Source organism: Pseudomonas sp. TWI628 (assembly GCF_039673865.1).
Taxonomy (GTDB): Bacteria; Pseudomonadota; Gammaproteobacteria; order Pseudomonadales; family Pseudomonadaceae; genus Aquipseudomonas.
This window is the reverse complement of the sequence record NZ_JBDJMM010000029.1, coordinates 38,671-60,390: the sequence shown is the minus strand read 5'-3', so window position 1 is coordinate 60,390 and position 21,720 is coordinate 38,671. Positions and strand designations below refer to the sequence as shown.

Here is a 21,720-nt window from a genome sequence, read left to right as displayed (position 1 = left end):
TCACACCTTAGCCACGAGCGGGCGACCCAGCAGGCCTTGTGGGCGGAAGATAAGGATCATCACCAGCAGCGAGAAGCTGAACACGTCCTTGTAGTCGGAGTTGATCAGGCCAGAGAACAGCGACTCGGAAATGCCCAGGATGATCCCGCCGAGCATGGCGCCAGGCAGCGATCCGATGCCGCCCAGTACCGCGGCAGTGAACGCCTTGATACCGATGATGAAGCCGGCGTAGAAGTCGAAGGTGCCGTAGTTGAGGGTAATCAGCACGCCGGCCAGCGCGGCCATCACCGCACCGATGACGAACACGTAGGAAATCACCCGGTCGGTGTTGATGCCGAGGATCGAGGCCATCTTGCGGTCTTGCTGGGTGGCGCGGCACATGCGGCCGAGCTTGGTGTACTTGATCACGTAGGTGAGCAGGCCCATGCCGACGAACGCCGCCACCAGGATGAAGATCTTGGTGTAGGTCAGTTGCACGAAGCCAGTGCCGACTTCGATGCGCATGGCGCCTTCGAGCAGGGTCGGCACGCCTTGCTGGCGGGCGCCCTGGCTGATCTGTGCGTAGTTCTGCAGGATCAGCGAGATGCCGATGGCACTGATCAGCGGTGCCAGGCGGGTGGAGTTGCGCAGGGGTTTGTAGGCGATGCGCTCGATGGTGAAGCCATACACGCCCGTGACGACGATGGTGAACAACAGCGTGCCCAGCATCAGCAGGGGGAACGACTCGACACCGAAATAGGCCAGCAATGCCAGGCTGATCGCCGCGAGGTACGCGGAGATCATGTACACCTCGCCGTGCGCGAAGTTGATCATGCCGATGATGCCATAGACCATTGTGTAGCCGATGGCGATCAGGCCATAGACCGACCCGAGGGTCAGGCCGTTGACCAGTTGCTGCAGGAAAATACCATCCATAACGCAATCTCACCTGAGCGAGACTGCACCAGTGCTGACGACCACAAGCCACGGATGAAACGGGACTGGCAGCGCAGAACCGTGCAGGTCTCCAAATAAGGACAGGTACCGCGGGGGCAATGGCCCGGACCGGTGTCCGGGCCAGCTGCCGTTATTATTTTTGTTTTTCCAGCTGGTGGTACTTGCCGTCCTTGTCCCACTGGTAGACCACGTAGTCGGAGACGGTCAGGTCGCCCTTGCTGTCCCACTTCTTCTCGCCCATGACGGTCTTGACCGGGTTGGCCTTGAGCCACTTGGCAGCGTCTTCGCCCTTGTTCGTCTTGGCGCCGTTGAACGCGGCGGCCAGCGCCTGCAGCGAGGCGTAGGCGTACAGGGTGTAGCCTTCAGGCTCGGTACCGTTCTTGCGGAACTCTTCGACCACCGCCTTGCTGTCCGGCAGCAGGCGCGGGTCGGCGCCGAAGGTCATGTACACGCCATCGACGTACTGGGCGCCGCCGGCGGTGGACACCAGTTCGTCAGTGACGATGCCGTCATCGGACATGAACTTGACGTCCTTCAGGCCCTGCTCGCGCAGCTGGCGTACCAGCGGCCCGGCTTCCGGGTGCAGGCCACCGAAGTAGACCACGTCGGCACCGGCGGCACGGATCTTGGTGACCACGGCGCTGAAGTCTTTCTCGCCGCGGGTCAGGCCTTCATACAGCACCGGCTTGACGCCACGCTTCTCCAGCTGAGCCTTGGTCGCATCGGCCAGGCCCTGGCCGTAGGTGTCCTTGTCGTGCAGCACCGCGACCTTCTTGCCCTTGAGCACGTCGACGATGTAATCGCCGGCGACGATACCCTGCTGGTCGTCACGGCCGCACATACGGAACATGGCAGAAAGGCCACGCTCGGTAACTTGCGGGTTGGTGGAGCCGGGGGTGATGGCGATCACACCGGCTTCGTCATACACCTCGGAGGCCGGGATGGTGTTGGAGGAGCAGAAGTGCCCGACCACGCCGATCACTTTGTCCTGGTCGACCAGGCGGTTGGCCACGGCCACGGCCTGCTTCGGCTCGCAGGCGTCATCGCCTTTCACCAGGACGATCTTCTCGCCATTCACGCCGCCTGCGGCGTTGATCTTGTCGGCCGCTGCCTGCGCACCTTTCATGTACTGCTCGCCAAACGCTGCGTTGGCTCCGGTCATGGGGCCCGCGACGCCGATCTTGACGTCGGCCTGAACATACGAAGAAACACCCAGTGCCGTAGCTACGGCCAGAGCCAGGAAACCTTTCTTGTAAAACGTCTGCGACATGAGGTGGTGCTCCTAGAGTTTTTTTTTGGTTGGCACTACAACTTCTCAGCCCTGTGCTCAGAGCAAGGGCCGTGCCATCGGTTTTGTGTTCCGGGAAAACACACTGCAAAGGTCGCCCCCAAGCGACCGACGGCCTTTTCTTTATTGAGCGTGCAACCGTCTGCCACGCGGCGGGCGCCACCACACGTACAGACAAGGAGCAACCGTCGAGTGCCATCATTGCAACCCTGGCAAGTGTTTACGTGCAACCGCCCTGTAACAGTGGACGTCACCGAAGTGCACACCGCTGGTGCGCGACTGCTACAGGCAGCACTGTTTCAAGGCTAGCTGGTGCACGGAAAAATCACCTGATTTGGCCATTACGCGGCCTCCATGGGGGCGGGCCTGCCCGCGAAGAGGCCGGCCCAGACACAACACGACTGAAAAGACTGGCACAATGTCCACCATTCGCCGTTTCCGGAGCCCCCTTTGATGAGCGAGAGCGCATTCGCCGAGCGCATCGTGCACAACCTGCTCGACACCGACTTCTACAAGCTCACCATGATGCAGGGCGTGCTACACAACTACCCAGACGCCGACGTCGAATGGGAATTCCGCTGCCGCAATGGCGAGGACCTGCGCCCCTACCTTGGCGAGATTCGCCACCAGCTGGAACTGCTCAGCGACCTCACCCTCGATGATGGCCAGCCGGCCTTCCTCGAGCGCATCAGCTTCCTCAAGCCCGACTTCCTGCGCTTTCTGCGCCTGTTCCGCTTCAACCTGCGCTATGTGCGCATCGGCATCGACAACGACCAACTGTTCTTGCGCCTGAAAGGCCCCTGGCTGCACGTGATCCTGTTCGAAGTGCCGCTGCTGGCGATCATCAGCGAAGTGCGCAACCGCCACCTGCACCCGCGCATGCGCCTGGCCGATGCCCGAGATCAGCTGTATCGCAAGTTCGACTGGCTGCGCGCCCACGCCAGCGAAGACGAACTGGCCGAGCTGCAGGTGGCCGATTTCGGCACCCGCCGGCGCTTTTCCAGCCGCGTGCAGGAAGACGTGGTGCGGGTACTGCGCGATGACTTCCCAGGCCGCTTCGTCGGTACCAGCAACGTCGACCTGGCATGGAAACTGGATATCAAGCCACTGGGCACCATGGCCCACGAGTGGATCATGGCCCATCAGCAGCTCGGCCCGCGCCTGATCGACAGTCAGATCGCCGCGCTGGACTGCTGGGTTCGCGAATACCGCGGCCTGCTCGGCATCGCCCTGACCGACTGCATCACCATGGATGCCTTCCTCAACGATTTCGACTTGTACTTCGCCAAGCTGTTCGACGGCCTGCGCCATGACTCGGGCGAGCCGGTGGCCTGGGCGGAAAAAGCCATCGCCCACTACCAGATGCTGGGTATCGACCCGATGACCAAGACCCTGGTGTTTTCCGATGGCCTCAACCTGACCCGCTCGCTGGAAATCTTCCGTGCCCTGCGTGGTCGCATCAACGTCAGTTTCGGCATCGGCACCAACCTCACCTGCGACATCCCTGGTGTGGCGCCGATGAACATCGTGCTTAAAATGACCGACTGCAACGGCTCGCCGGTGGCGAAAATCTCGGACGAAGCCGCCAAGACCCAGTGCCGCGACGAGAACTTCGTCGCCTACATGCGTCACGTATTCAAAGTCCCCAGCAAGGAGTAACCCATGCAAGCGGTTCAGCAAGAGATTGCCCAGGCGCTGAAGGTTCAGCCGCCGTTCGCCGACGCCGCTGCGCTCGAGGCCGAAGTCGCCCGGCGCGTGGCGTTCATCAAGGACTGCCTGGCCAACGCCCGGCTCAAGACCCTGGTGCTGGGCATCAGTGGCGGCGTCGATTCGCTGACAGCTGCCCTGCTCGCCCAGCGCGCCGTCAACGAGCTGCGCGCCGAAACCGGCGACAAGGCCTACACCTTCATCGCCGTGCGCCTGCCGTACCAGGTGCAGCATGACGAGCACGACGCCCAGGCCTGCCTGGAGGTGATCAAGGCCGATGAAGTGCACACCGTCGACATCGCCCCGGCCGTGCGCGCGCTGGCGGCGGAAGTGGTGGAATTGAAGAACGGCTCGCCGACCCTGGTGGACTTCGTGGTCGGCAACGTCAAGGCGCGCACGCGCATGGTTGCCCAGTACACCATCGCCGGCGCCCGCGCGGGCCTGGTGATTGGCACCGACCACGCTGCCGAGGCGGTGATGGGCTTCTTTACCAAGTTCGGGGACGGTGCTTGCGACCTGGCGCCGCTGAGCGGGCTGGTGAAAAACCAGGTGCGGGCGATTGCGCGCAGCTTTGGTGCGCCGGAGTCATTAGTGGAAAAGGTGCCGACTGCGGACCTGGAAGACCTGGAGCCGGGCAAGCCGGACGAGGCTTCCCATGGCGTGACCTACCAGCAGATCGATGCCTTCCTGCATGGGCAGCCGGTGGATCAGGAGGCGTTCGACATCATCGTCGCTACCTACCGCAAGACCCAGCACAAGCGCGAACTGCCGTTCGCCCCGTGAAAACGAACGGGGCCGCCATGCGGCCCCGGTTATCACTGCATGCTTACTTGAGCGTGACAGTGCCTTTCATCATCGATATGTGGCCCGGGAACGAGCAGAAGAAGCCGTACTTCTGATCAGCGGCCAGCTTGGATACATCGAACGTCAGCTTGTCTGTCTCGCCAGCGCCAATGATCTTGGTGTGGGCGATGACGCGCTCATCACCGGCCTTCAGGTAGTTCTTCTCGATCCCGGCGGCCAGGCCGTCGGTAGCGATCGGCTGCATGTCAGCTTCCTTGCTGATGACCACGTTGTGGCCCATGACGTTCTTCGGCAGGCTGCCGGAGTGGGTCAGGTTGACGGTGAATTCCTTGCAGCTCTTGTCGACGACGATGTCCTTGGTGTTGAAGGACATCTGGTCGGTCGAGTCGACAGTTACCGAACATTCGGCTGCGAAGACAGAAGCGCTGGCGAGGGTCAGCAGGGATACCGCTACAGCTTTCGCAAACATCATGAATCTCCTTGGCAGGGTTTTATCAATTGCGAGACTGCCTGAAACCGTTCAGCCCCCTGCTGATATGGGTCAAGGGGGTGTCAAGTGGCCAGCCAGTTGAATTGTTCAATTGATTGTATACAACCAATCTAAGGGCACATCATGCCCTTTTAATAGACGATGGGACAACCTCTCATTCAGGAGCAATCGCAATGTCCCTCGCAAGTTTCATGAACAGCCTGCTCGCCGCCTACGCCCACGGGGCCACGGGTGCCAGTTGCGAATTCTCCCGACCGGAGTGAAACCGGCCTTGGAACCGGCGGGCATGCGCCGTACCCTGTCGCCTTGAGTGACTGGAGATGAGCAATGCCTGTACGTTCCGTTTGTGTCTTCTGCGGCGCCAGCATCGGCGCCAACCCTGCGTACCGTGAAGCGGCTGTCGCGCTTGGCCAGGCCATTGCCCGCCGCGGCCTGACGCTGGTCTACGGCGGTGGCGCGGTCGGCCTGATGGGCACCGTCGCCGATGCGGCCATGGCGGCCGGCGGTGAGGTAATCGGGATCATCCCGGAAAGCCTGATGAACGCCGAGATCGGCCACAAGGGCCTGAGTCGCCTGGAAGTGGTGGACGGCATGCACGCGCGCAAGGCGCGCATGGCCGAACTGAGCGACGCCTTCATCGCCCTGCCGGGTGGCCTGGGTACGCTGGAGGAGCTGTTCGAGGTGTGGACCTGGGGGCAATTGGGCTATCACGCCAAGCCGCTGGGGCTGCTCGATGTGAACGGCTTCTATGAAAAGCTTGGCGGGTTCCTCGACCATATTGTCGAAGAAGGCTTCGTGCGCCCGCAACATCGGGCCATGTTGCTGCTGGCGCAGCAGGCGGATGAACTGCTGGACGGGATGGAGCGGTTCGAATCGCCGGTGCTGCCGAAGTGGGTCGACAAGAAGCCTGACTGAAGGCTGACATCCTGGGACCGCAAAACGGTCCCAAACTGGATCAGTTAACGAGGAATGACTGGCTGACGCGGCTTCTTGCCCTTGCCGCCACCACCCTTGGCCGCTTCCTTGCGCTCCTTGGCCGCCTGCTGGTTGCGGGCAAACGCCTCGGCCTTGGCCTTCTCGCGCTTGTCCCACGGCTTGCTGCCATCGCTGCCACGCGGTGGCAGGCCAGTGTGCTGGGTGAGGATCTTCTGATCCTTGCCCACCTTGTGGCTGCCGGCCGGGGTCGAGTTCTTGCGGCGCGCACTCTGGTACGTGTCGGTCTGCGGCTGGTGCAGCGGGATCAGCTGGTGCTTGCCCGGCCCGATCAGGTCGGCGCGGCCCATGCGCTGCAGCGCTTCACGCAGCATCGGCCAGCCCTTCGGATCGTGATAACGCAGGAACGCCTTGTGCAGGCGGCGCTGCTCGTCGCTCTTGACGATCTCCACCCCTTCGCTCTTGTACGTGACCTTGCGCAGCGGGTTCTTGCCCGAGTGGTACATGGCCGTGGCCGAGGCCATCGGCGACGGGTAGAACGCCTGCACCTGGTCGGCGCGGAAGCCGTTACCCTTGAGCCACAGGGCCAGGTTCATCATGTCTTCGTCGGTGGTGCCTGGGTGCGCTGCGATGAAGTACGGGATCAGGTACTGCTCCTTGCCCGCCTCTTTCGAGAACTTCTCGAACATGCGCTTGAAGCGGTCGTAGGTGCCGATGCCCGGCTTCATCATCTTGTCCAGCGGGCCACGCTCGGTGTGCTCCGGGGCAATCTTCAGGTAGCCGCCCACGTGGTGGGTGACCAGTTCCTTGACGTACTCCGGCGATTCTACCGCCAGGTCGTAGCGCAGGCCCGAGGCAATCAGGATCTTCTTCACACCCGGCAAGGCACGGGCCTTGCGGTATAGCTCGATCAGCGAGCTGTGGTCGGTGTTGAGGTTTTCGCAGATGCCCGGGAACACGCACGACGGCTTGCGGCAGTGCTTCTCGATTTCGTGGCTCTTGCAGGCGATGCGGTACATGTTGGCGGTTGGGCCACCCAGGTCGGAGACCACGCCAGTGAAGCCCGGCACCTTGTCACGCATCTCCTCGATCTCGTGCAGGATCGACTCGTGGGAGCGGTTCTGGATGATGCGGCCTTCGTGCTCGGTGATCGAGCAGAAGGTGCAGCCACCAAAGCAGCCACGCATGATGTTCACCGAGAAACGGATCATCTCGTAGGCCGGGATGCGCTCCTTGCCGTAGGCCGGGTGCGGCACACGGGCGTAAGGCATGCCGAACACGTAGTCCATTTCCTCGGTGCTCATCGGAATGGGTGGCGGGTTGAACCACACATCCACTTCGCCATGCTTCTGCACCAGGGCGCGGGCGTTGCCCGGGTTGGTTTCCAGGTGCAGCACGCGGTTGGCGTGGGCATAGAGCACCGGGTCGTTACGCACCTTCTCGAAGGACGGCAGGCGGATCACTGACTTTTCCCGGGTCACGCTCGGGCTGTCGAGAATCTGCACCACCTTGGCTTCGTTCGGGTCTTCCTGGTCGCCCTTGGCCTGCTCGATGGCACAGGCCTGGGTGTCCTGGGTGTTCACGTACGGGTTGATGATCTTGTCGACGCGGCCTGGGCGGTCGATACGGGTAGAGTCGATCTCGTACCAGCCTTGCGGCGTGTCACGGCGCACGAACGCGGTACCGCGCACGTCGGTGATGGTTTCGATGGTCTCGCCGTTGGACAGGCGCTGGGCCACTTCGACCACCGCGCGTTCGGCGTTGCCGAACAGCAGGATGTCGGCACTGGCGTCGATCAGGATCGAATGGCGGACCTTGTCCTGCCAGTAGTCGTAGTGGGCGATGCGGCGCAGCGAAGCCTCGATGCCGCCGAGCACGATCGGCACATGCTTATAGGCTTCCTTGCAGCGCTGGCTGTACACCAGGCTGGCGCGGTCCGGACGGCTGCCGGCCAGGCCACCTGGGGTGTAGGCGTCGTCGGAACGGATCTTCTTGTCCGCTGTGTAGCGGTTGATCATCGAGTCCATGTTGCCGGCGGCCACGCCGAAGAACAGGTTCGGCTCGCCGAGTTTCATGAAGTCGTCTTTCGACTGCCAGTTCGGCTGGGCGATGATGCCCACGCGGAAGCCTTGGGCCTCCAGCAGGCGGCCGATGATGGCCATGCCGAACGACGGGTGGTCGACGTAGGCATCACCGGTCACGATGATGATGTCGCAGGAATCCCAGCCGAGCAGATCCATCTCCTCCCTGCTCATCGGCAGGAAAGGTGCTGGCCCGAAGCATTCGGCCCAGTACTTGGGATAGTCGTAGAGTGGTTTGGCTGCTTGCATGTCAGTGACCGGTTCTGGTGTGCAGGGAAATCGCGGGCGCGGAATATAGCACAAATTTTGACCAAATCCGACGGTGGTTGTCGGATTCATGGGAGGCATAGGGAACCCTGTGGGAGCCCTTACTCGTCGTCGTCGAAGTTGTACATCCCCGGCGCCAGGTTCTCGAAGCGGGTGTATTTGCCGATGAACGCCAGGCGCACGAAGCCGATGGGGCCGTTACGCTGCTTGCCGATGATGATTTCCGCCACACCCTTGTGCTCGGTCTCGGGGTGATACACCTCGTCGCGGTAGACGAACATGATGACGTCGGCGTCCTGCTCGATTGCACCGGATTCACGCAAGTCGGAGTTCACCGGGCGTTTGTTCGGTCGCTGTTCCAGAGAGCGGTTCAGCTGCGACAGGGCGATGACCGGGCAGTTGAATTCCTTGGCCAGGGCCTTGAGGGAACGGGAGATTTCGGAAATCTCGTTGGTCCGGTTGTCACCGGACGAACCCGGGATCTGCATCAGCTGCAGGTAGTCGACCATGATCATGCCGATCTCACCGTGCTCACGCGCCAGGCGACGGGTACGCGCACGCATTTCCGACGGGCTGATGCCGGCGGTGTCGTCGATGAACAGCTTGCGGTCGTTGAGCAGGTTCACCGCCGAGGTCAGCCGCGGCCAGTCGTCATCGTCCAATTGGCCAGAACGCACCTTGGTCTGGTCGATGCGGCCCAGCGAAGAAAGCATACGCATGATCAGCGATTCGCCTGGCATCTCGAGGGAGAACACCAACACTGCCTTCTCGCTGCGCAGCACGGCGTTTTCCACCAGGTTCATGGCGAAAGTGGTCTTACCCATCGACGGTCGACCGGCGACGATGATCAGGTCCGCCGCCTGCAGGCCGCTGGTCTTCTCGTCCAGGTCGGTGTAACCGGTGGAGATACCGGTGATGTCACTGTCGGAGTTGAACAGCGTGTCGATACGGTCGATGGCCATCGTCAACAGTTCGTTGACGCCCACCGGGCCGCCGGTTTTCGGCCGTGCCTCGGCGATCTGGAAGATCTGCCGCTCGGCATCGTCGAGGATTTCTGCGGCGTTGCGCCCTTGTGGGTTGAAGGCGTTATCGGCGATGTCGGTACTGATGCTGATCAGTTGGCGCAGGGTCGCCCGCTCGCGAATGATCGCGGCGTAGGCCTTGATGTTGGCCACCGACGGGGTGTTCTTGGCCAGCTCGGCCAGGTACGCCAGGCCGCCGATTTGTGACGACAGGCCTTCCTTGTCCAGCTGCTCGTGCAGAGTCACCACGTCGAATGGCTGGTTGGCGTCGGCCAACTTTTGCACGGCACGGAAGATCAGGCGGTGGTCATGCCGGTAGAAATCGCCATCCGACACCTGGTCCAGCACCCGCTCCCAGGCATTGTTGTCCAGCATCAGGCCACCGAGCACGGCCTGTTCGGCCTCGATGGAATGCGGCGGCACCTTCAGGGCAGCGGTTTGCAGGTCGAGCTGTTCGGAGTTGATGATCTCGTTCATGGCCACGAAAGAATTCTGGAGGATGAAAAAGACAAAGGGCACGGCCTGAATGAACAGGACCGTGCCCGATGTTAACCGGCTATCCCGAAAGGGACCACCAGTCAGCGCAGCTTAGGCAGCTACGACGACCACACGTACAGTGGCTTCAACGTCGCTGTGCAGGTGCACGGCTACGTCGTATTCGCCAACCTGACGGATGGTGCCGTTCGGCAGACGCACTTCAGCTTTGGCCACTTCAACGCCGGAGGCGGTCAGGGCGTCAGCGATGTCGTGGGTGCCGATCGAACCGAACAGCTTGCCTTCGTCGCCAGCGGTGGCAGTGATGGTCACTTCCAGCTCGGCCAGTTGGGCAGCGCGGCTTTCAGCCGACGATTTACGGTCAGCTGCTGCTTTTTCCAGCTCGGCGCGACGCTCTTCGAACGCAGCCAGGTTGGCGGCGTTGGCAACGGTGGCCTTGCCGAATGGCAGCAGGAAGTTACGGCCGTAACCAGCCTTAACTTTAACTTTGTCGCCCAGGTTGCCCAGGTTAGCGACTTTTTCCAGCAGGATCAGTTCCATTTGGTAAAACCTCTTAACTTTTAACCTTCACCGTTCGCGGAGTCTTTCCCCGGAGGGGACTTGCGACCGCGAAAATCAATCAGGCTGTCGACAATGGCCAGGACCATCAGCAACGGGTAGATCAGCTGCATGATCAGCGGCAACGTCACGTACATGCCCACCAGCCAGAAACCGGCCAGTCGCCCCTGTGCCACCAGCCCGTGCATCAAGGCGATGCCGGCCAGCACCAGAACCAGGCTCGACGCCGATGCCAGGATGATGAACTGCGACCCGATAAACGGAGCCACCACCATCACTGCCACCAAGACCGCCATGGTCTGTTTCGGCAACTTCAGTTCGCGAAACTCGCGACCGAAGCCTCCAGGGTTGTACAACGCTGCCTGCCAATAACGCGCCAGCACCAGGGCCAACACGCTGAACAATTGCACCGTCACTGCTGTGGAAGCGACCAGCACAGGGCGGATCAGCTCACCGGAGAGCACCGGCTCCCCTTCGATTTTTGGCATGGCTTCGGCAAACGCCTTGGCCAGCACATCGAAGGTCTGCGCCAATGCCATGTCGAGCACGAGGCTGAAAACCACGGCAAACACGGCACTGGCGACCAGCACACGGCTCCAGGGATGCTCGGCGCGCAACAGCGCGGCCAGGCTCAGGGCACCGGCAATCACCAGGAAGGTGATCGGATCGCCCATGAACCACACGGCCAGCCCGGCCAGCAGGCCGCCGGCGATGACCGTTGAAGCATCCTTGAACCCACGCCGCAGCAGCACAAGGCTGCCGGCAGCGGCACTCAACCAGAACAGCAGCGGCAGTACCGCGCTGATGACCACCACCAGGGTGGCCTGCACACGACCGCGCATGATGAAACTTGCTAACGCTCGCATGCTAATCCCTTACTGCTTGTCGACGACCCGGTCTCAGCGGCCGTGGCTGTCGGTGTAGGGCAGCAGGGCCAGGAAGCGGGCGCGCTTGATAGCGGTAGCCAGCTGACGCTGATAACGAGCTTTGGTACCGGTGATACGGCTTGGAACGATCTTGCCGGTTTCGGATACGTAAGCTTTCAGGGTGTTGAGATCTTTGAAGTCGATCTCTTTCACGTCTTCAGCAGTGAAGCGGCAGAATTTACGACGACGGAAGAAACGTGCCATTTAATAGGCTCCTCTAAAGGTCCGTGGATTACTCGTCAGCGTTATCGCTGGAGTCGCTGTCATTGCTGTCGTCGCCGTCGGCGGATTCAGCATGCTCAGGACGCTCACGACGCTCACGGCGCTCGCTGCGGTTTTCTTCAGCCTTCAGCATCTCGGACTGGCCGGTTACGGCTTCGTCGCGACGGATGACGAGGTTACGGATAACGGCATCGTTGTAGCGGAAGTTGTCTTCCAGCTCGGCCAGGGCCTTGCCGGTGCACTCAACGTTCAGCATCACGTAGTGAGCCTTGTGAACATTGTTGATTGCGTAGGCCAGTTGACGACGGCCCCAGTCTTCCAGGCGGTGAATCTTGCCGCCATCTTCTTCGATCAGCTTGGTGTAACGCTCAACCATGCCGCCGACTTGCTCGCTCTGGTCCGGGTGAACCAGGAAGATGATTTCGTAATGACGCATGAATGCTCCTTACGGGTTAGTAGTCTGCCAGCGAATCTGGTCAGACAAGGAGTGAATGACACTGTATGTCTTGCACGGAGGGGAGGCACATGTGCGCCTGCCAGCTCGGCAAGGGGCGCAATTGTAGAGAAGGCGGGGCGCACAAGCAAGGTGATTGGTGATTATTTGAACAGCCTGATACATATTCACCAGCTGCCGGCCCTTTCGCGGTGGCTCGACGCCACGATAACCCGCGAAAGGGCCAGCACAGGCTGAAGATCAGCGCTTGGCCTGACGCTGGCGCACGGCCTCGAACAGGCAGACGCCCGTGGCCACCGACACGTTCAGGCTGCTGACGCTGCCGCTCATCGGCAACTTCACCAGAAAATCGCAATGCTCACGGGTCAGCCGGCGCATACCCTTGCCTTCCGCGCCCATGATCATCACCAGCGGGCCGGTCAGGTCCTGCTGGTAGATCTCCTGCTCAGCCTCGCCAGCTGTGCCCACCACCCACAGGCCACGCTGCTGCAGTTTTTCCAGGGTGCGCGCCAGGTTGGTCACGGCCACCAGCGGAATCACTTCTGCCGCGCCGCAGGCCACCTTGCGCACTACCGGCGTGAGGGTTGCCGACTTGTCCTTGGGCACAATCACTGCCGTGGCACCGGCCGCATCGGCGGTGCGCAGGCAAGCGCCAAGGTTGTGCGGGTCGGTCACGCCGTCCAGCACCAGGATCAGGGGCGGCGTTTCGCTGCGCTCGAGCAACTCCTCGAGCATCAACTCGCCCCACACCTGGCTCGGGCTGACCTCGGCAACCACGCCCTGGTGCACGCCTTCGACCCAGGCATCCAGCTCACGGCGCTCGGCCTGGCCGACCGGCACGCGGTTTTCCGCGGCCAGCTCCAGCAGCGCCTGGATGCGTGGCTCGCTGCGCCCTTCCGACAGCCAGATCTGCTTGACCCGCTTCGGATGGTGCTGCAGCAATGCCTGCACGGCGTGCACGCCGTAGATCTTTTCCAGCTGACTCATGGCTTGCTCTTGCTCTTGCGTGGCGCACCGGACTTCGGCGGGCCTTTACGGTGCTTGGTCGGCTTGCCGGACGGCTTGCCGCCCTTGTCCGACTTGCTGCTGGCATGGCCACTGGTGCGCGCGTCGCTCATCAGTGCCTTTTTCATTTCACGGCTCTTGCGCACTTCGGCGTTGCGCTGCACGGCGTCTTTCGGGAAGTACGCCTCGGCGGCTTCGCTCTTGCGGCTGCGCGGTTTTGGCGTGGCCTTGGCTTCGACCACTGGCTCGGACTTCTCGGCGACGGGCGCAGCTGCACCACGCCCCTTGCGCCCGATCGGCGCACTGAGCTGCTGCTCGGAGACTTCGAAGTCGATCTTGCGCTCGTCGAGGTCGACGCGCATGACCTTGACCTCGATGGTGTCGCCGAGGCGGAAGCTGCGCCCGGTACGCTCACCCGACAGGCGGTGATGCACCGGGTCGAAGTGGTAGTAGTCGCCCGGCAGCGCACTGACGTGCACCAGGCCTTCCACATAGATGTCGGTCAGCTCGACGAACAGGCCGAAACCGGTGACCGCGGTGATCACACCCGGGAAGGTCTCGCCCACGCGGTCCTTCATGAACTCGCACTTGAGCCAGTTGACCACGTCACGGGTGGCCTCGTCGGCGCGGCGTTCGGTCATCGAGCACTGCTCGCCGAGTTGGTCGAGGGCATTCACGTCGTACGGGTAGATACGCGCCTTGGGGATGCTCATGGCGCCGGCACGCTTGACGTGCGGGGTATCGACCTTGGAACGGATGACGCTGCGGATGGCGCGGTGCACCAGCAGGTCCGGGTAACGGCGGATCGGCGAGGTGAAGTGGGTGTACGCCTCGTAATTCAAGCCGAAGTGGCCGTTGTTGTCGGTGCTGTACACCGCCTGGCTCAGCGAGCGCAGCATCACAGTCTGGATCAGGTGGAAGTCCGGGCGCCCGGCGATGCTCGCCAGCAGGGCCTGGTAGTCCTTCGGCGACGGGTCCTTGCCCTTGTGCAGGGTCAGGCCCAGCTCGCCAAGGAAGGCGCGCAGTTTTTCCAGGCGCTCCGGCGGCGGGCCGTCGTGCACGCGGTAAAGGGCAGGTACTTCGTGCTTCTGCAGGAACGCGGCGGTGGCGACGTTGGCCGCCAGCATGCATTCTTCGATCAGCTTGTGGGCATCGTTGCGCACGGTCGGGCGGATTTCCGCGATCTTGCGCTCGTCACCAAAGATGATGCGGGTTTCCTGGGTCTCGAAATCGATGGCACCCCGGGCGTGACGGGCATCCAGCAGCACCTTGTACAGGTTGTACAGGTTCTTGAGGTCCGGCACGACCTCCTTGTACTCCTCGCGCAGCGCCTTGCCCTCACGGGTACGGGCATGCTCGAGCATGCTGCTGACCTTGTTGTAGGTCAGGCGGGCGTGGGAGTGGATAACGCCTTCGTAGAACTGGTAGTCGACCATCTGGCCGGCTTTGTTGATGGTCATTTCACAGACCATGGCCAGGCGGTCGACGTGTGGGTTCAGCGAGCACAGGCCGTTGGACAGCTCCTCGGGGAGCATCGGCACCACGCGCTCGGGGAAGTACACCGAGTTGCCGCGTTGCTGGGCTTCGTTGTCCAGGGCCGAGCCCAGGCGTACGTAGCTGGATACGTCAGCAATTGCCACATACAGGCGCCAGCCGCCAGAGAACATGCGCAGCTTGCCCAGCGGTTCGCAGTAGACGGCGTCATCGAAGTCGCGGGCATCCTCGCCGTCGATGGTGACGAACGGCAGGTGACGCAGGTCGATGCGCTTCTCTTTGTCCTTCTCTTCGACTTCGGAGCGGAATTTGCGCGCTTCCTTGACCACATCGTTGGGCCAGACATGCGGAATGTCGTAGCTGCGCAGGGCAACGTCGATTTCCATGCCCGGCGCCATGTAGTTGCCGATCACCTCGACCACATCACCCTGCGGCTGGAAGCGCGGCGTCGGCCAGTGGGTAATCTTGATTTCGACGAACTGGCCGATCTTGGCGCCACCGTTACGCCCGGCGGTCACCAGCACTTCCTGCTGGATCTTCGGGTTGTCCGGGGTCACGTAGCCGATGCCGCCTTCTTCGAAGTAGCGGCCGACCACGCTCTCATGGGCGCGGGAAATGATTTCGACCAGCACGCCCTCACGGCGGCCACGGCGGTCAACGCCGGAAACACGGGCCAGGCCACGGTCACCGTCGAATGCCAGGCGCATCTGCGACGGGCTGAGGAACAGGTCGTCGCTGCCGTCATCGGGGATCAGGAAGCCGAAACCATCGCGGTGGCCAGAGACACGTCCGCAGATCAGGTCGAGCTTGTCCACCGGGGCATAAGTGCCGCGCCGGGTATAGATAAGCTGGCCGTCACGCTCCATGGCACGCAGGCGGCGGCGCAGGGCTTCGATCTGGTCTTCTTCATGGAGACCGAACTCTGCCGCCAGCTCCTCGCGCGCGGCCGGTTCGCCACGGTCGGCGAGGCGCTGCAGGATCAGCTCACGGCTGGGAATGGGGTTGTCGTATTTTTCCGCTTCGCGAGCGGCCTCGGGATCGAGGGATTGCCAATCGGCCATCAGAAGGGGTTCACCTTGGGGTATATAGATATGAATTCTGGCATGTGTGTATTGAAACCGGAAATGTCAGCCTTGGACAGCCCCCGCTGCTGTGTATAGAGAGGGGCAATAGGCCTTCGGAATCAACAAGTTGAATTTTTTGAAATTTTTTTTGCCTGGGGGGTTTACAGCCCCCCGGACCGTCCGTATAGTGCGCACCACAACGACGGACAAGCCCGAAGTTGTAGTAGAGATGAACGGCGCTGTAAAGCATCTTTTATCTCGAATGTGTGCCCAGGTGGCGGAATTGGTAGACGCGCTGGTTTCAGGTATCAGTGACCGCAAGGTCGTGGAAGTTCGAGTCTTCTCCTGGGCACCAAATATTTTCAAGTAACAGATGACCAAGGATCTGTTACTACTGTGTGAAAGCGAACGATAGTCGCCTTCTCCAGATGATGTAAAGCTTTGCCCAGGTGGCGGAATTGGTAGACGCGCTGGTTTCAGGTATCAGTGACCGCAAGGTCGTGGAAGTTCGAGTCTTCTCCTGGGCACCATACAAAAAACCCACTAGCTTGCTAGTGGGTTTTTTCTTGCCTGCGATTTTTGCCCCCCCTCCCTCCTCCCTCCAAAGCCCGGCATTACACGTTAGTCTGCCGATGAATTTCTCGTCACCCGGCCACTTGAGAAACGATTTCGTTTACCATTGTTTCCGAATATGTAGCCGTAAGCGAGGAAGTACCCGCATGACGATCCGCCCGCAACCGCTGATGCGTACCCTGGCTGCCGCAGTTCTGAGCCTGGTGATCGGCGCTCCGGCCGCCCTGGCAGACGAACCGGTCACGCTGACCATGTACAACGGCCAGCACAAGGAAATCGGCGAAGCCATCGCCAAGGCCTACGAGGCCAAGACCGGTATCCACATCAATATTCGCAAGGGCAGCAGCAACCAGCTGGCCAGCCAGATCATCGAGGAAGGCGACCGCTCGCCGGCCGACATCATCTATACCGAAGAGTCGCCGCCACTGAACAACCTGGGCGAGCTGGGCCTGCTGGCCAAGATCGACGACGCCACGCTGAACATGCTGCCCAAGGAATACGTGGGCGCCAACGGCACCTGGATGGGCGTTACTGCCCGTACCCGTGTCGTGGTGTACAACCCGAAGAAAATTGACGAGAAAGACCTGCCGACCACCGTGATGGACTTCGCCGGCCCAGAGTGGGAAGGCCGCGTCGGCTACGTGCCCACCAGCGGCGCGTTCCAGGAACAGGCTGTGGCCATCCTGAAGATGCACGGGCGTGAAGCCACCGAAGAATGGCTGACCGGCCTGAAAGCCTTCGGCAAGACCTACACCAACAACATGGTCGCCCTGAAGGCCGTGGAAAAAGGCGAAGTCGCTGCGGTGCTGGTCAACAACTACTACTGGTACGCCCTGGAGCGCGAGCGCGGCAAGCTCGATTCCAAGCTCTACTACCTGGCCGACGGCGACGCCGGTAACCTGGTGACCATCTCCGGTGCTGCCGCGGTCAAGGCCAGCAAGCATCCGAAGGAAGCCCAGGCCCTGCTCAACTGGATGGCCAGCGAAGAAGGCCAGCGCGTGATCACCCAGACCACCGCCGAGTACCCGCTGCACAAAGGCATGGTCTCCGACCGTGGACTTAAACCATTCGAAGAGCTGCGCCCGCCGAAGATCTCGCCAGCCGACCTGGGCAATGCCGAGGAAGCGATCGAGCTTGAACGCGAGGTCGGCCTGCTCTGATGACTGCCGCCCTGTCCACGCCTGCGCAGGTACGTTACGTGCCGCGCCGCAAGCGCCCCTCGATCTGGGTGCTGCTGCCTGTGCTGTTCCTGGTGGCGATGAGCTTGCTGCCGTTGCTGTACGTCGCCATGAAAGCCTGGGAAGCCGGCTGGCGCGAAGCCCTGCACCTGCTCTGGCGCCCGTTCGTCTGGGGCCTGATGCGCAATACCCTGATGCTGATGGCCGGGGTGACGCTGGCGTGCATGGTGGTCGGCCTGGCCCTGGCCTGGCTGCTGGAGCGCAGCAACCTGCCTGGCCGCCGGCTGTGGGGCGTGGTGCTGTGCCTGCCGTTCGCCGTGCCGTCGTTTGTCAGCAGCTTCACGTGGGTATCGCTGAGCTCGGACTTCGAAGGCTTGGGCGGGGCGATCCTGGTCATGGCACTGTCCAAGTACCCGCTGGTGTTCCTGCCGGTGGCGGCGACCCTGCGCAACCTCGACACTTCGCTTGAAGAGTCGGCGCGCACCTTGGGCTACAGCCGCTGGGGCGTATTCCGCAAGATCACCCTGCCGCTGCTCTGGCCGTCGATGCTGGGCGGTGCGTTGCTGATCGCCCTGCACATGCTGGTCGAGTTCGGCGCGCTGTCGATCCTCGGCCTGCAGACCTTCACCACGGCGATCTACCAGCAGTTCGAACTGGAATTCAGCAACGCCAACGCCGCCATGCTGTCGGCGGTACTGTTGGCGATGTGCCTGCTGATGCTGTGGCTGGAACTGCGCGTGCGCGGCAAGGCCCGCCACGTGCGCATCGGTCAGGGCGTGGCACGTCGCGGGCAGCCGGTACGGCTGCGCGGCTGGATGCCGTTGGCGCAACTGTTCTGCCTGGGCCTGGCGATTCTCGGCAGCGGCATCCCGCTGGCCATGCTGGGTTACTGGCTGAGCGTGGGTTCGTCGGCCGCCTTCCCGGTGGCGGCGATCAGCAAGGCATTGCTGACTTCGCTGTCGGTGTCGCTGGGTGGCGCAGGCTTCTGTGTGCTGCTGGCGCTGCCGGTCAGCTTCCTGGTGGTGCGCTACAAAGGCCGCCTGGCAATCTGGGCCGAACGCCTGCCATACCTGCTGCACGCCCTGCCCGGCCTGGTGATTGCGCTGACCCTGGTGGTGTTCTCGCTGCACTACGTGCCGGCGCTGTACCAGACCACCGCGCTGTTGCTGCTGGCCTATGCGCTGCTGTTCCTGCCGCTGGCCCAGGCGCCGGTGCGTACCGCGTTGAACAAGGCTTCGCCGACACTCGAAGAAGCAGCCCGCACTTTGGGCGCCAGCAGCTTTGCAGCGTTTTGCCGGGTGACCTTGCCGATCATCTTCCCGGCGCTGGCGGCGGCGTTTGCGCTGGTGTTCCTTGATGCCATGAAGGAGCTTACCGCTACCCTGCTGCTCAGCCCGACTGGCATGACCACCCTGGCCACCGAGGTCTGGGCGCATACCGCCAACGTCGAGTTTGCGGCGGCGGCGCCCTATGCGGCGTTGCTGATTGTGGTTTCGGGGTTGCCGGTGTATTTGCTGACTACCCGGATGTACCTGAACAAGGCTTGAGAACGAATCCAGGCTGGCAAGCAGCCTGGATTTTTGAACGACACACGAGCTTACCTCCAGTACTCTATCCAAACAAAAAACAGCACAATCAGTGCAATCAGAAAAATTTGTACAGACCACAAGCGCACTAACAACTTCTGCAGGTCGGCGGGAGCCTTAGCAAGGTCATCGCCATCTAATAGACCCTTTCGAACGCTAAAATATTTCATAGATAGCATTGCAGAAATTGACCCTAGCCGCATGACTTTCCCGAGCAACCCGGCATGAGAATATATTTCTCTATTTACAGCCACCATTCGACTATTTGACAAGGCTGATTCGATACGATCCAGATATCGATGTGCAACGAATATCCATACACCAAACATAAAATACGGCGAAATAATCGCGAATACCCCAAGCACTGCCAGGTGCAAGTTACTCATCGCACTGCCTCGTACAAAATCTCCCCTACTCTTTCTCCCAACATCTCGCCAAACTCACCCCCAGCAATACCTCCAGCCGCTCCCCCCAGTACCGCGCATGCGAAAGTTGCCGTTCCACCGGTGGGAACGCCTAAGGCAACACAAGCTATTGGCCCCAATACGCCCCCGACTTTCCCACCAATTCCTCCTAGCCCCAAACCCGCGACTAGCGAACTCCTCTCGACATACTTAGCCTTTTTACACTCATCCTCCCGCCCAAGCACGCAAGCGTTACGAATTGACAGCTCGGTTGACGCCACTTCAAGCGCCATCCCCAAATACGCACCTTTTTTTACCCAATTAGCCGCCTTAGCCACGCCAGATATTTTTTCTGCGTACCCTTTAATCTCACCACCGTGAAGAAATCTTTTGGTGGATATATCCAGTGCATGCTTGATTTTACCCCGATTGCGCAATCCGGCCCCATACGCAGCCATACTGTCTAGCTGCGCCTCCAACGTCAGAAATAACGCTGTACGTTTCGAGTAGAATACATCACGAGCTTTCAACGTACCCTGATGCAAATAATTTCGGTGGAGCCGTTCTATCTCCTCTAACGTTTTCTTGATCGCTTCAAGATGCTTACTCCAAGCGTCACTAGCGGTACCAGCGCCGATGGACCCACGAGCCAGCAAGCTCTGCAGCAGCTCAAAATTCTCCAGAAGGAACCCGTCAAGCCCACCGCCGTTCAATTCGATATCAAGGTGTATACCCAACGCCTTACCCATGAGAAATGCCTCATGAGCAGTACAGGACGGTGTGCTTGGGTCACCCACGATTATCAGTTCGCCAGGGAAAACAACAGTGTTGACGATATGCGCATTCAAAACATCAAACTTGGCCCGCTGGTTCCCGTTCATGGGTGTATCGGCCCTCAGTGACTCATAGGACTGCGCTTTGGGATTAATGTAGCTACGAGCCTCGGACATGGTCGCACCTCACGCATACTTCTTGTTACTGATGCGATCCCAGCCACCGGTTACATTGCCACCGGCGCTGCCATCGAGACGTTTCTGCCGCGTGTAGGTGGTCTTGATGCGGCCATAGTTCAGTTGCACCACCTCCATGGGCACCCCGGTGCTGGCGCTCTGGGCGTAGTCGGCGATGATCACTTCTTCGAGGACCACTTCGAAGTACTTGAGCTTGTCGCCACCCGCACGGCACAGCACCAACTTCACTTCCTTCAGGTGCTGGCCGGCACAGCTGGCTTCCAGCAGCTTGCAGCTGGCGCTGTCCAGGTACTTGGTGAAGGAGAAATTGGTGAGTGTGGTACGGCCTGATGATGCGCCGCCCGCAGAGCTTGCGGTGGCAGAGGTGCTCTGGTTGGCGCCGAACTTGTAGCCAGCAATCTCGATCCAGTTGGTGAACTGCTCGTCCAGTGCTTCGCCAGCAATTTCGGTGATTTGTATATAAGCATCGAAAGCCATGCTTACCTCTCCTTGGCAATATTTGGGCTGAAAGACGATAGAGCTCTCGCATTGTCGTCTTGCGGTTGTGCCTGAAAAGCAGACGGCGGATCAGCACCGTCACCTCGAGGCCCGGTTGACACTAGTTCCCTGTGCCAAGCCAGGCAATAGCACGCACGCCCATAAGCAAACTTGGGAAATTGCCTACAAGATCGGGTAAAAATTCTGATTTATGAGGTAAAAGTATGTTGCTTACCGATGCTTGAAACGATGGCCTTGCAGGTTGCCCAGCATCCGCCGCACGATCACTCCATGAACCCTTCCTACCGGCACCATGTACAAACGGCCAAAGGTGTTGAAACACTTTACCGATGTGGTCACTTTCAACTGCGGGAGGCTGCACTCCCCTGTCGACACATCCATACAGACCATCACCGCCAAGTGCGTATCGCGCGACGTCAGCACCAGTTGCTGGTCGCTGATGGCCTCGACGGTGAAGAAGTCCAGGTGCTCGCCGACGGCTGGCACATGCGCTGGATCGCGGCGACTGAAGCCGTGGATATCGGCGACATTGAAACGGCGTGAGATGAAGTCGCGGATGCGGAAGGCCCTGGCGAGCCAGCCGGGGACGTTCGAAGTCATGGCGCAGTAGGCTTGCAGGGCGGTCATCGGGGCAGTGAGCTGCACGCTGTCACTGTGCAGGAAATTCAGTTCGGCCTGGGCGGCGACCAGTTGGGCGGACATGAGCAACTCCCTTTGTCATGTGTCGCCGACAGCATAGCAACATGGCTCGCTGCAGGAGCGCC

At 61.0% G+C, this 21,720-nt stretch carries 20 protein-coding genes and 2 tRNA genes; 7 read left to right on the top strand and 15 right to left on the bottom strand.

Annotated elements, in window-relative coordinates:
- Entirely contained in the window at positions 1 to 915 is a 915-nt protein-coding gene (locus ABE528_RS21365) for a branched-chain amino acid ABC transporter permease LivH (RefSeq protein WP_103445874.1), read from the bottom strand.
- Between the two features lie 154 nt (positions 916 to 1,069).
- Positions 1,070 to 2,206, bottom strand: coding sequence for a branched-chain amino acid ABC transporter substrate-binding protein (locus tag ABE528_RS21360; protein WP_152956979.1), 1,137 nt, complete (start codon positions 2,204 to 2,206; stop codon positions 1,070 to 1,072).
- A gap of 471 nt (positions 2,207 to 2,677) precedes the next feature.
- Here ABE528_RS21360 and pncB point away from each other — a divergent pair, with 471 nt between their 5' ends.
- Positions 2,678 to 3,883, top strand: a complete 1,206-nt coding sequence (gene pncB, locus ABE528_RS21355) for a nicotinate phosphoribosyltransferase (protein ID WP_346654000.1) — start codon at positions 2,678 to 2,680, stop codon at positions 3,881 to 3,883.
- Positions 3,884 to 3,886: 3 nt separating this feature from the next.
- A complete protein-coding gene (nadE, locus tag ABE528_RS21350) occupies positions 3,887 to 4,714 on the top strand; it encodes an ammonia-dependent NAD(+) synthetase (RefSeq protein ID WP_152956981.1) in 828 nt (275 codons plus the stop codon).
- A gap of 43 nt (positions 4,715 to 4,757) precedes the next feature.
- On the opposite strand, the gene azu is transcribed toward nadE, so the two are convergent.
- Positions 4,758 to 5,204, bottom strand: coding sequence for an azurin (azu, locus tag ABE528_RS21345; RefSeq protein WP_261942484.1), 447 nt, complete (start codon positions 5,202 to 5,204; stop codon positions 4,758 to 4,760).
- Positions 5,205 to 5,552: 348 nt separating this feature from the next.
- On the opposite strand from azu, the gene ABE528_RS21340 reads away from it, so the two are divergent.
- A complete protein-coding gene (locus ABE528_RS21340; protein WP_152956982.1) occupies positions 5,553 to 6,140 on the top strand; it encodes a TIGR00730 family Rossman fold protein in 588 nt (195 codons plus the stop codon).
- A 44-nt stretch (positions 6,141 to 6,184) separates the two neighbouring features.
- On the opposite strand, the gene ABE528_RS21335 is transcribed toward ABE528_RS21340, so the two are convergent.
- The 8 genes from ABE528_RS21335 to rnr all read right to left on the bottom strand — a co-directional run bounded on the left by ABE528_RS21335 (position 6,185) and on the right by rnr (position 15,743).
- Positions 6,185 to 8,488: a YgiQ family radical SAM protein gene (locus tag ABE528_RS21335; RefSeq protein ID WP_152956983.1), complete on the bottom strand. Its 2,304-nt coding sequence runs from the start codon at positions 8,486 to 8,488 to the stop codon at positions 6,185 to 6,187.
- 119 nt (positions 8,489 to 8,607) lie between these two features.
- A complete protein-coding gene (gene dnaB / locus ABE528_RS21330; RefSeq protein ID WP_152956984.1) occupies positions 8,608 to 10,005 on the bottom strand; it encodes a replicative DNA helicase in 1,398 nt (465 codons plus the stop codon).
- A 111-nt stretch (positions 10,006 to 10,116) separates the two neighbouring features.
- A complete protein-coding gene (gene rplI / locus ABE528_RS21325) occupies positions 10,117 to 10,563 on the bottom strand; it encodes a 50S ribosomal protein L9 (protein WP_012316464.1) in 447 nt (148 codons plus the stop codon).
- Between the two features lie 20 nt (positions 10,564 to 10,583).
- Positions 10,584 to 11,447, bottom strand: coding sequence for a hypothetical protein (locus tag ABE528_RS21320; RefSeq protein ID WP_152956985.1), 864 nt, complete (start codon positions 11,445 to 11,447; stop codon positions 10,584 to 10,586).
- 33 nt (positions 11,448 to 11,480) lie between these two features.
- The gene (rpsR, locus tag ABE528_RS21315) at positions 11,481 to 11,711 is read right to left on the bottom strand and encodes a 30S ribosomal protein S18 (protein ID WP_003249563.1); all 231 of its coding nucleotides are present in this window, start codon (positions 11,709 to 11,711) and stop codon (positions 11,481 to 11,483) included.
- A 28-nt stretch (positions 11,712 to 11,739) separates the two neighbouring features.
- Positions 11,740 to 12,165 (bottom strand): 30S ribosomal protein S6, encoded by a 426-nt coding sequence (gene rpsF, locus ABE528_RS21310; RefSeq protein ID WP_013974420.1) that lies wholly within the window; start codon positions 12,163 to 12,165, stop codon positions 11,740 to 11,742.
- A gap of 258 nt (positions 12,166 to 12,423) precedes the next feature.
- Positions 12,424 to 13,170: a 23S rRNA (guanosine(2251)-2'-O)-methyltransferase RlmB gene (gene rlmB, locus ABE528_RS21305; protein WP_027920757.1), complete on the bottom strand. Its 747-nt coding sequence runs from the start codon at positions 13,168 to 13,170 to the stop codon at positions 12,424 to 12,426.
- A complete protein-coding gene (gene rnr, locus ABE528_RS21300) occupies positions 13,167 to 15,743 on the bottom strand; it encodes a ribonuclease R (RefSeq protein ID WP_152956986.1) in 2,577 nt (858 codons plus the stop codon). The genes rlmB and rnr overlap by 4 nt, the downstream gene beginning before the upstream one ends.
- A gap of 271 nt (positions 15,744 to 16,014) precedes the next feature.
- On the opposite strand from rnr, the gene ABE528_RS21295 reads away from it, so the two are divergent.
- From ABE528_RS21295 to ABE528_RS21280, 4 genes are all read left to right on the top strand, one after another.
- Positions 16,015 to 16,101 (top strand) — tRNA-Leu (locus tag ABE528_RS21295).
- An 88-nt stretch (positions 16,102 to 16,189) separates the two neighbouring features.
- Positions 16,190 to 16,276: transfer RNA gene (locus ABE528_RS21290), tRNA-Leu, on the top strand.
- 189 nt (positions 16,277 to 16,465) lie between these two features.
- Positions 16,466 to 17,479: an extracellular solute-binding protein gene (locus ABE528_RS21285; RefSeq protein ID WP_346653999.1), complete on the top strand. Its 1,014-nt coding sequence runs from the start codon at positions 16,466 to 16,468 to the stop codon at positions 17,477 to 17,479.
- On the top strand, positions 17,479 to 19,044 hold the full coding sequence (locus ABE528_RS21280; RefSeq protein WP_346653998.1) for an iron ABC transporter permease: 1,566 nt from the start codon (positions 17,479 to 17,481) through the stop codon (positions 19,042 to 19,044). The genes ABE528_RS21285 and ABE528_RS21280 overlap by 1 nt, the downstream gene beginning before the upstream one ends.
- Before the next feature lie 50 nt (positions 19,045 to 19,094).
- Here ABE528_RS21280 and ABE528_RS21275 read toward each other — a convergent pair whose 3' ends face one another.
- The 4 genes from ABE528_RS21275 to ABE528_RS21260 form a co-directional block, all read right to left on the bottom strand.
- On the bottom strand, positions 19,095 to 19,469 hold the full coding sequence (locus ABE528_RS21275; protein WP_152958505.1) for a hypothetical protein: 375 nt from the start codon (positions 19,467 to 19,469) through the stop codon (positions 19,095 to 19,097).
- Positions 19,466 to 20,437, bottom strand: coding sequence for a hypothetical protein (locus tag ABE528_RS21270; protein WP_152958507.1), 972 nt, complete (start codon positions 20,435 to 20,437; stop codon positions 19,466 to 19,468). The genes ABE528_RS21275 and ABE528_RS21270 overlap by 4 nt, the downstream gene beginning before the upstream one ends.
- Before the next feature lie 9 nt (positions 20,438 to 20,446).
- The gene (locus ABE528_RS21265; RefSeq protein ID WP_152958509.1) at positions 20,447 to 20,935 is read right to left on the bottom strand and encodes a type VI secretion system tube protein Hcp; all 489 of its coding nucleotides are present in this window, start codon (positions 20,933 to 20,935) and stop codon (positions 20,447 to 20,449) included.
- 231 nt (positions 20,936 to 21,166) lie between these two features.
- Positions 21,167 to 21,658, bottom strand: a complete 492-nt coding sequence (locus ABE528_RS21260; RefSeq protein ID WP_346653997.1) for a DUF2867 domain-containing protein — start codon at positions 21,656 to 21,658, stop codon at positions 21,167 to 21,169.
- Positions 21,659 to 21,720: the final 62 nt, after the last annotated feature.

What these genes read in the sequence shown, in the direction of transcription:
- ABE528_RS21270 (WP_152958507.1), bottom strand. Translation starts at nt 20,437, where the DNA reads ATGTCCGAGGCTCGTAGCTACATTAATCCCAAAGCGCAGTCCTATGAG.
- ABE528_RS21365 (WP_103445874.1), bottom strand. Translation starts at nt 915, where the DNA reads ATGGATGGTATTTTCCTGCAGCAACTGGTCAACGGCCTGACCCTCGGG.
- pncB (WP_346654000.1), top strand. Translation starts at nt 2,678, where the DNA reads ATGAGCGAGAGCGCATTCGCCGAGCGCATCGTGCACAACCTGCTCGAC.
- ABE528_RS21275 (WP_152958505.1), bottom strand. Translation starts at nt 19,469, where the DNA reads ATGAGTAACTTGCACCTGGCAGTGCTTGGGGTATTCGCGATTATTTCG.
- rplI (WP_012316464.1), bottom strand. Translation starts at nt 10,563, where the DNA reads ATGGAACTGATCCTGCTGGAAAAAGTCGCTAACCTGGGCAACCTGGGC.
- ABE528_RS21320 (WP_152956985.1), bottom strand. Translation starts at nt 11,447, where the DNA reads ATGCGAGCGTTAGCAAGTTTCATCATGCGCGGTCGTGTGCAGGCCACC.
- ABE528_RS21285 (WP_346653999.1), top strand. Translation starts at nt 16,466, where the DNA reads ATGACGATCCGCCCGCAACCGCTGATGCGTACCCTGGCTGCCGCAGTT.
- nadE (WP_152956981.1), top strand. Translation starts at nt 3,887, where the DNA reads ATGCAAGCGGTTCAGCAAGAGATTGCCCAGGCGCTGAAGGTTCAGCCG.
- ABE528_RS21280 (WP_346653998.1), top strand. Translation starts at nt 17,479, where the DNA reads ATGACTGCCGCCCTGTCCACGCCTGCGCAGGTACGTTACGTGCCGCGC.
- rpsR (WP_003249563.1), bottom strand. Translation starts at nt 11,711, where the DNA reads ATGGCACGTTTCTTCCGTCGTCGTAAATTCTGCCGCTTCACTGCTGAA.
- rpsF (WP_013974420.1), bottom strand. Translation starts at nt 12,165, where the DNA reads ATGCGTCATTACGAAATCATCTTCCTGGTTCACCCGGACCAGAGCGAG.
- ABE528_RS21260 (WP_346653997.1), bottom strand. Translation starts at nt 21,658, where the DNA reads ATGTCCGCCCAACTGGTCGCCGCCCAGGCCGAACTGAATTTCCTGCAC.
- ABE528_RS21340 (WP_152956982.1), top strand. Translation starts at nt 5,553, where the DNA reads ATGCCTGTACGTTCCGTTTGTGTCTTCTGCGGCGCCAGCATCGGCGCC.
- rnr (WP_152956986.1), bottom strand. Translation starts at nt 15,743, where the DNA reads ATGGCCGATTGGCAATCCCTCGATCCCGAGGCCGCTCGCGAAGCGGAA.
- ABE528_RS21335 (WP_152956983.1), bottom strand. Translation starts at nt 8,488, where the DNA reads ATGCAAGCAGCCAAACCACTCTACGACTATCCCAAGTACTGGGCCGAA.
- ABE528_RS21360 (WP_152956979.1), bottom strand. Translation starts at nt 2,206, where the DNA reads ATGTCGCAGACGTTTTACAAGAAAGGTTTCCTGGCTCTGGCCGTAGCT.
- rlmB (WP_027920757.1), bottom strand. Translation starts at nt 13,170, where the DNA reads ATGAGTCAGCTGGAAAAGATCTACGGCGTGCACGCCGTGCAGGCATTG.
- dnaB (WP_152956984.1), bottom strand. Translation starts at nt 10,005, where the DNA reads ATGAACGAGATCATCAACTCCGAACAGCTCGACCTGCAAACCGCTGCC.
- azu (WP_261942484.1), bottom strand. Translation starts at nt 5,204, where the DNA reads ATGTTTGCGAAAGCTGTAGCGGTATCCCTGCTGACCCTCGCCAGCGCT.
- ABE528_RS21265 (WP_152958509.1), bottom strand. Translation starts at nt 20,935, where the DNA reads ATGGCTTTCGATGCTTATATACAAATCACCGAAATTGCTGGCGAAGCA.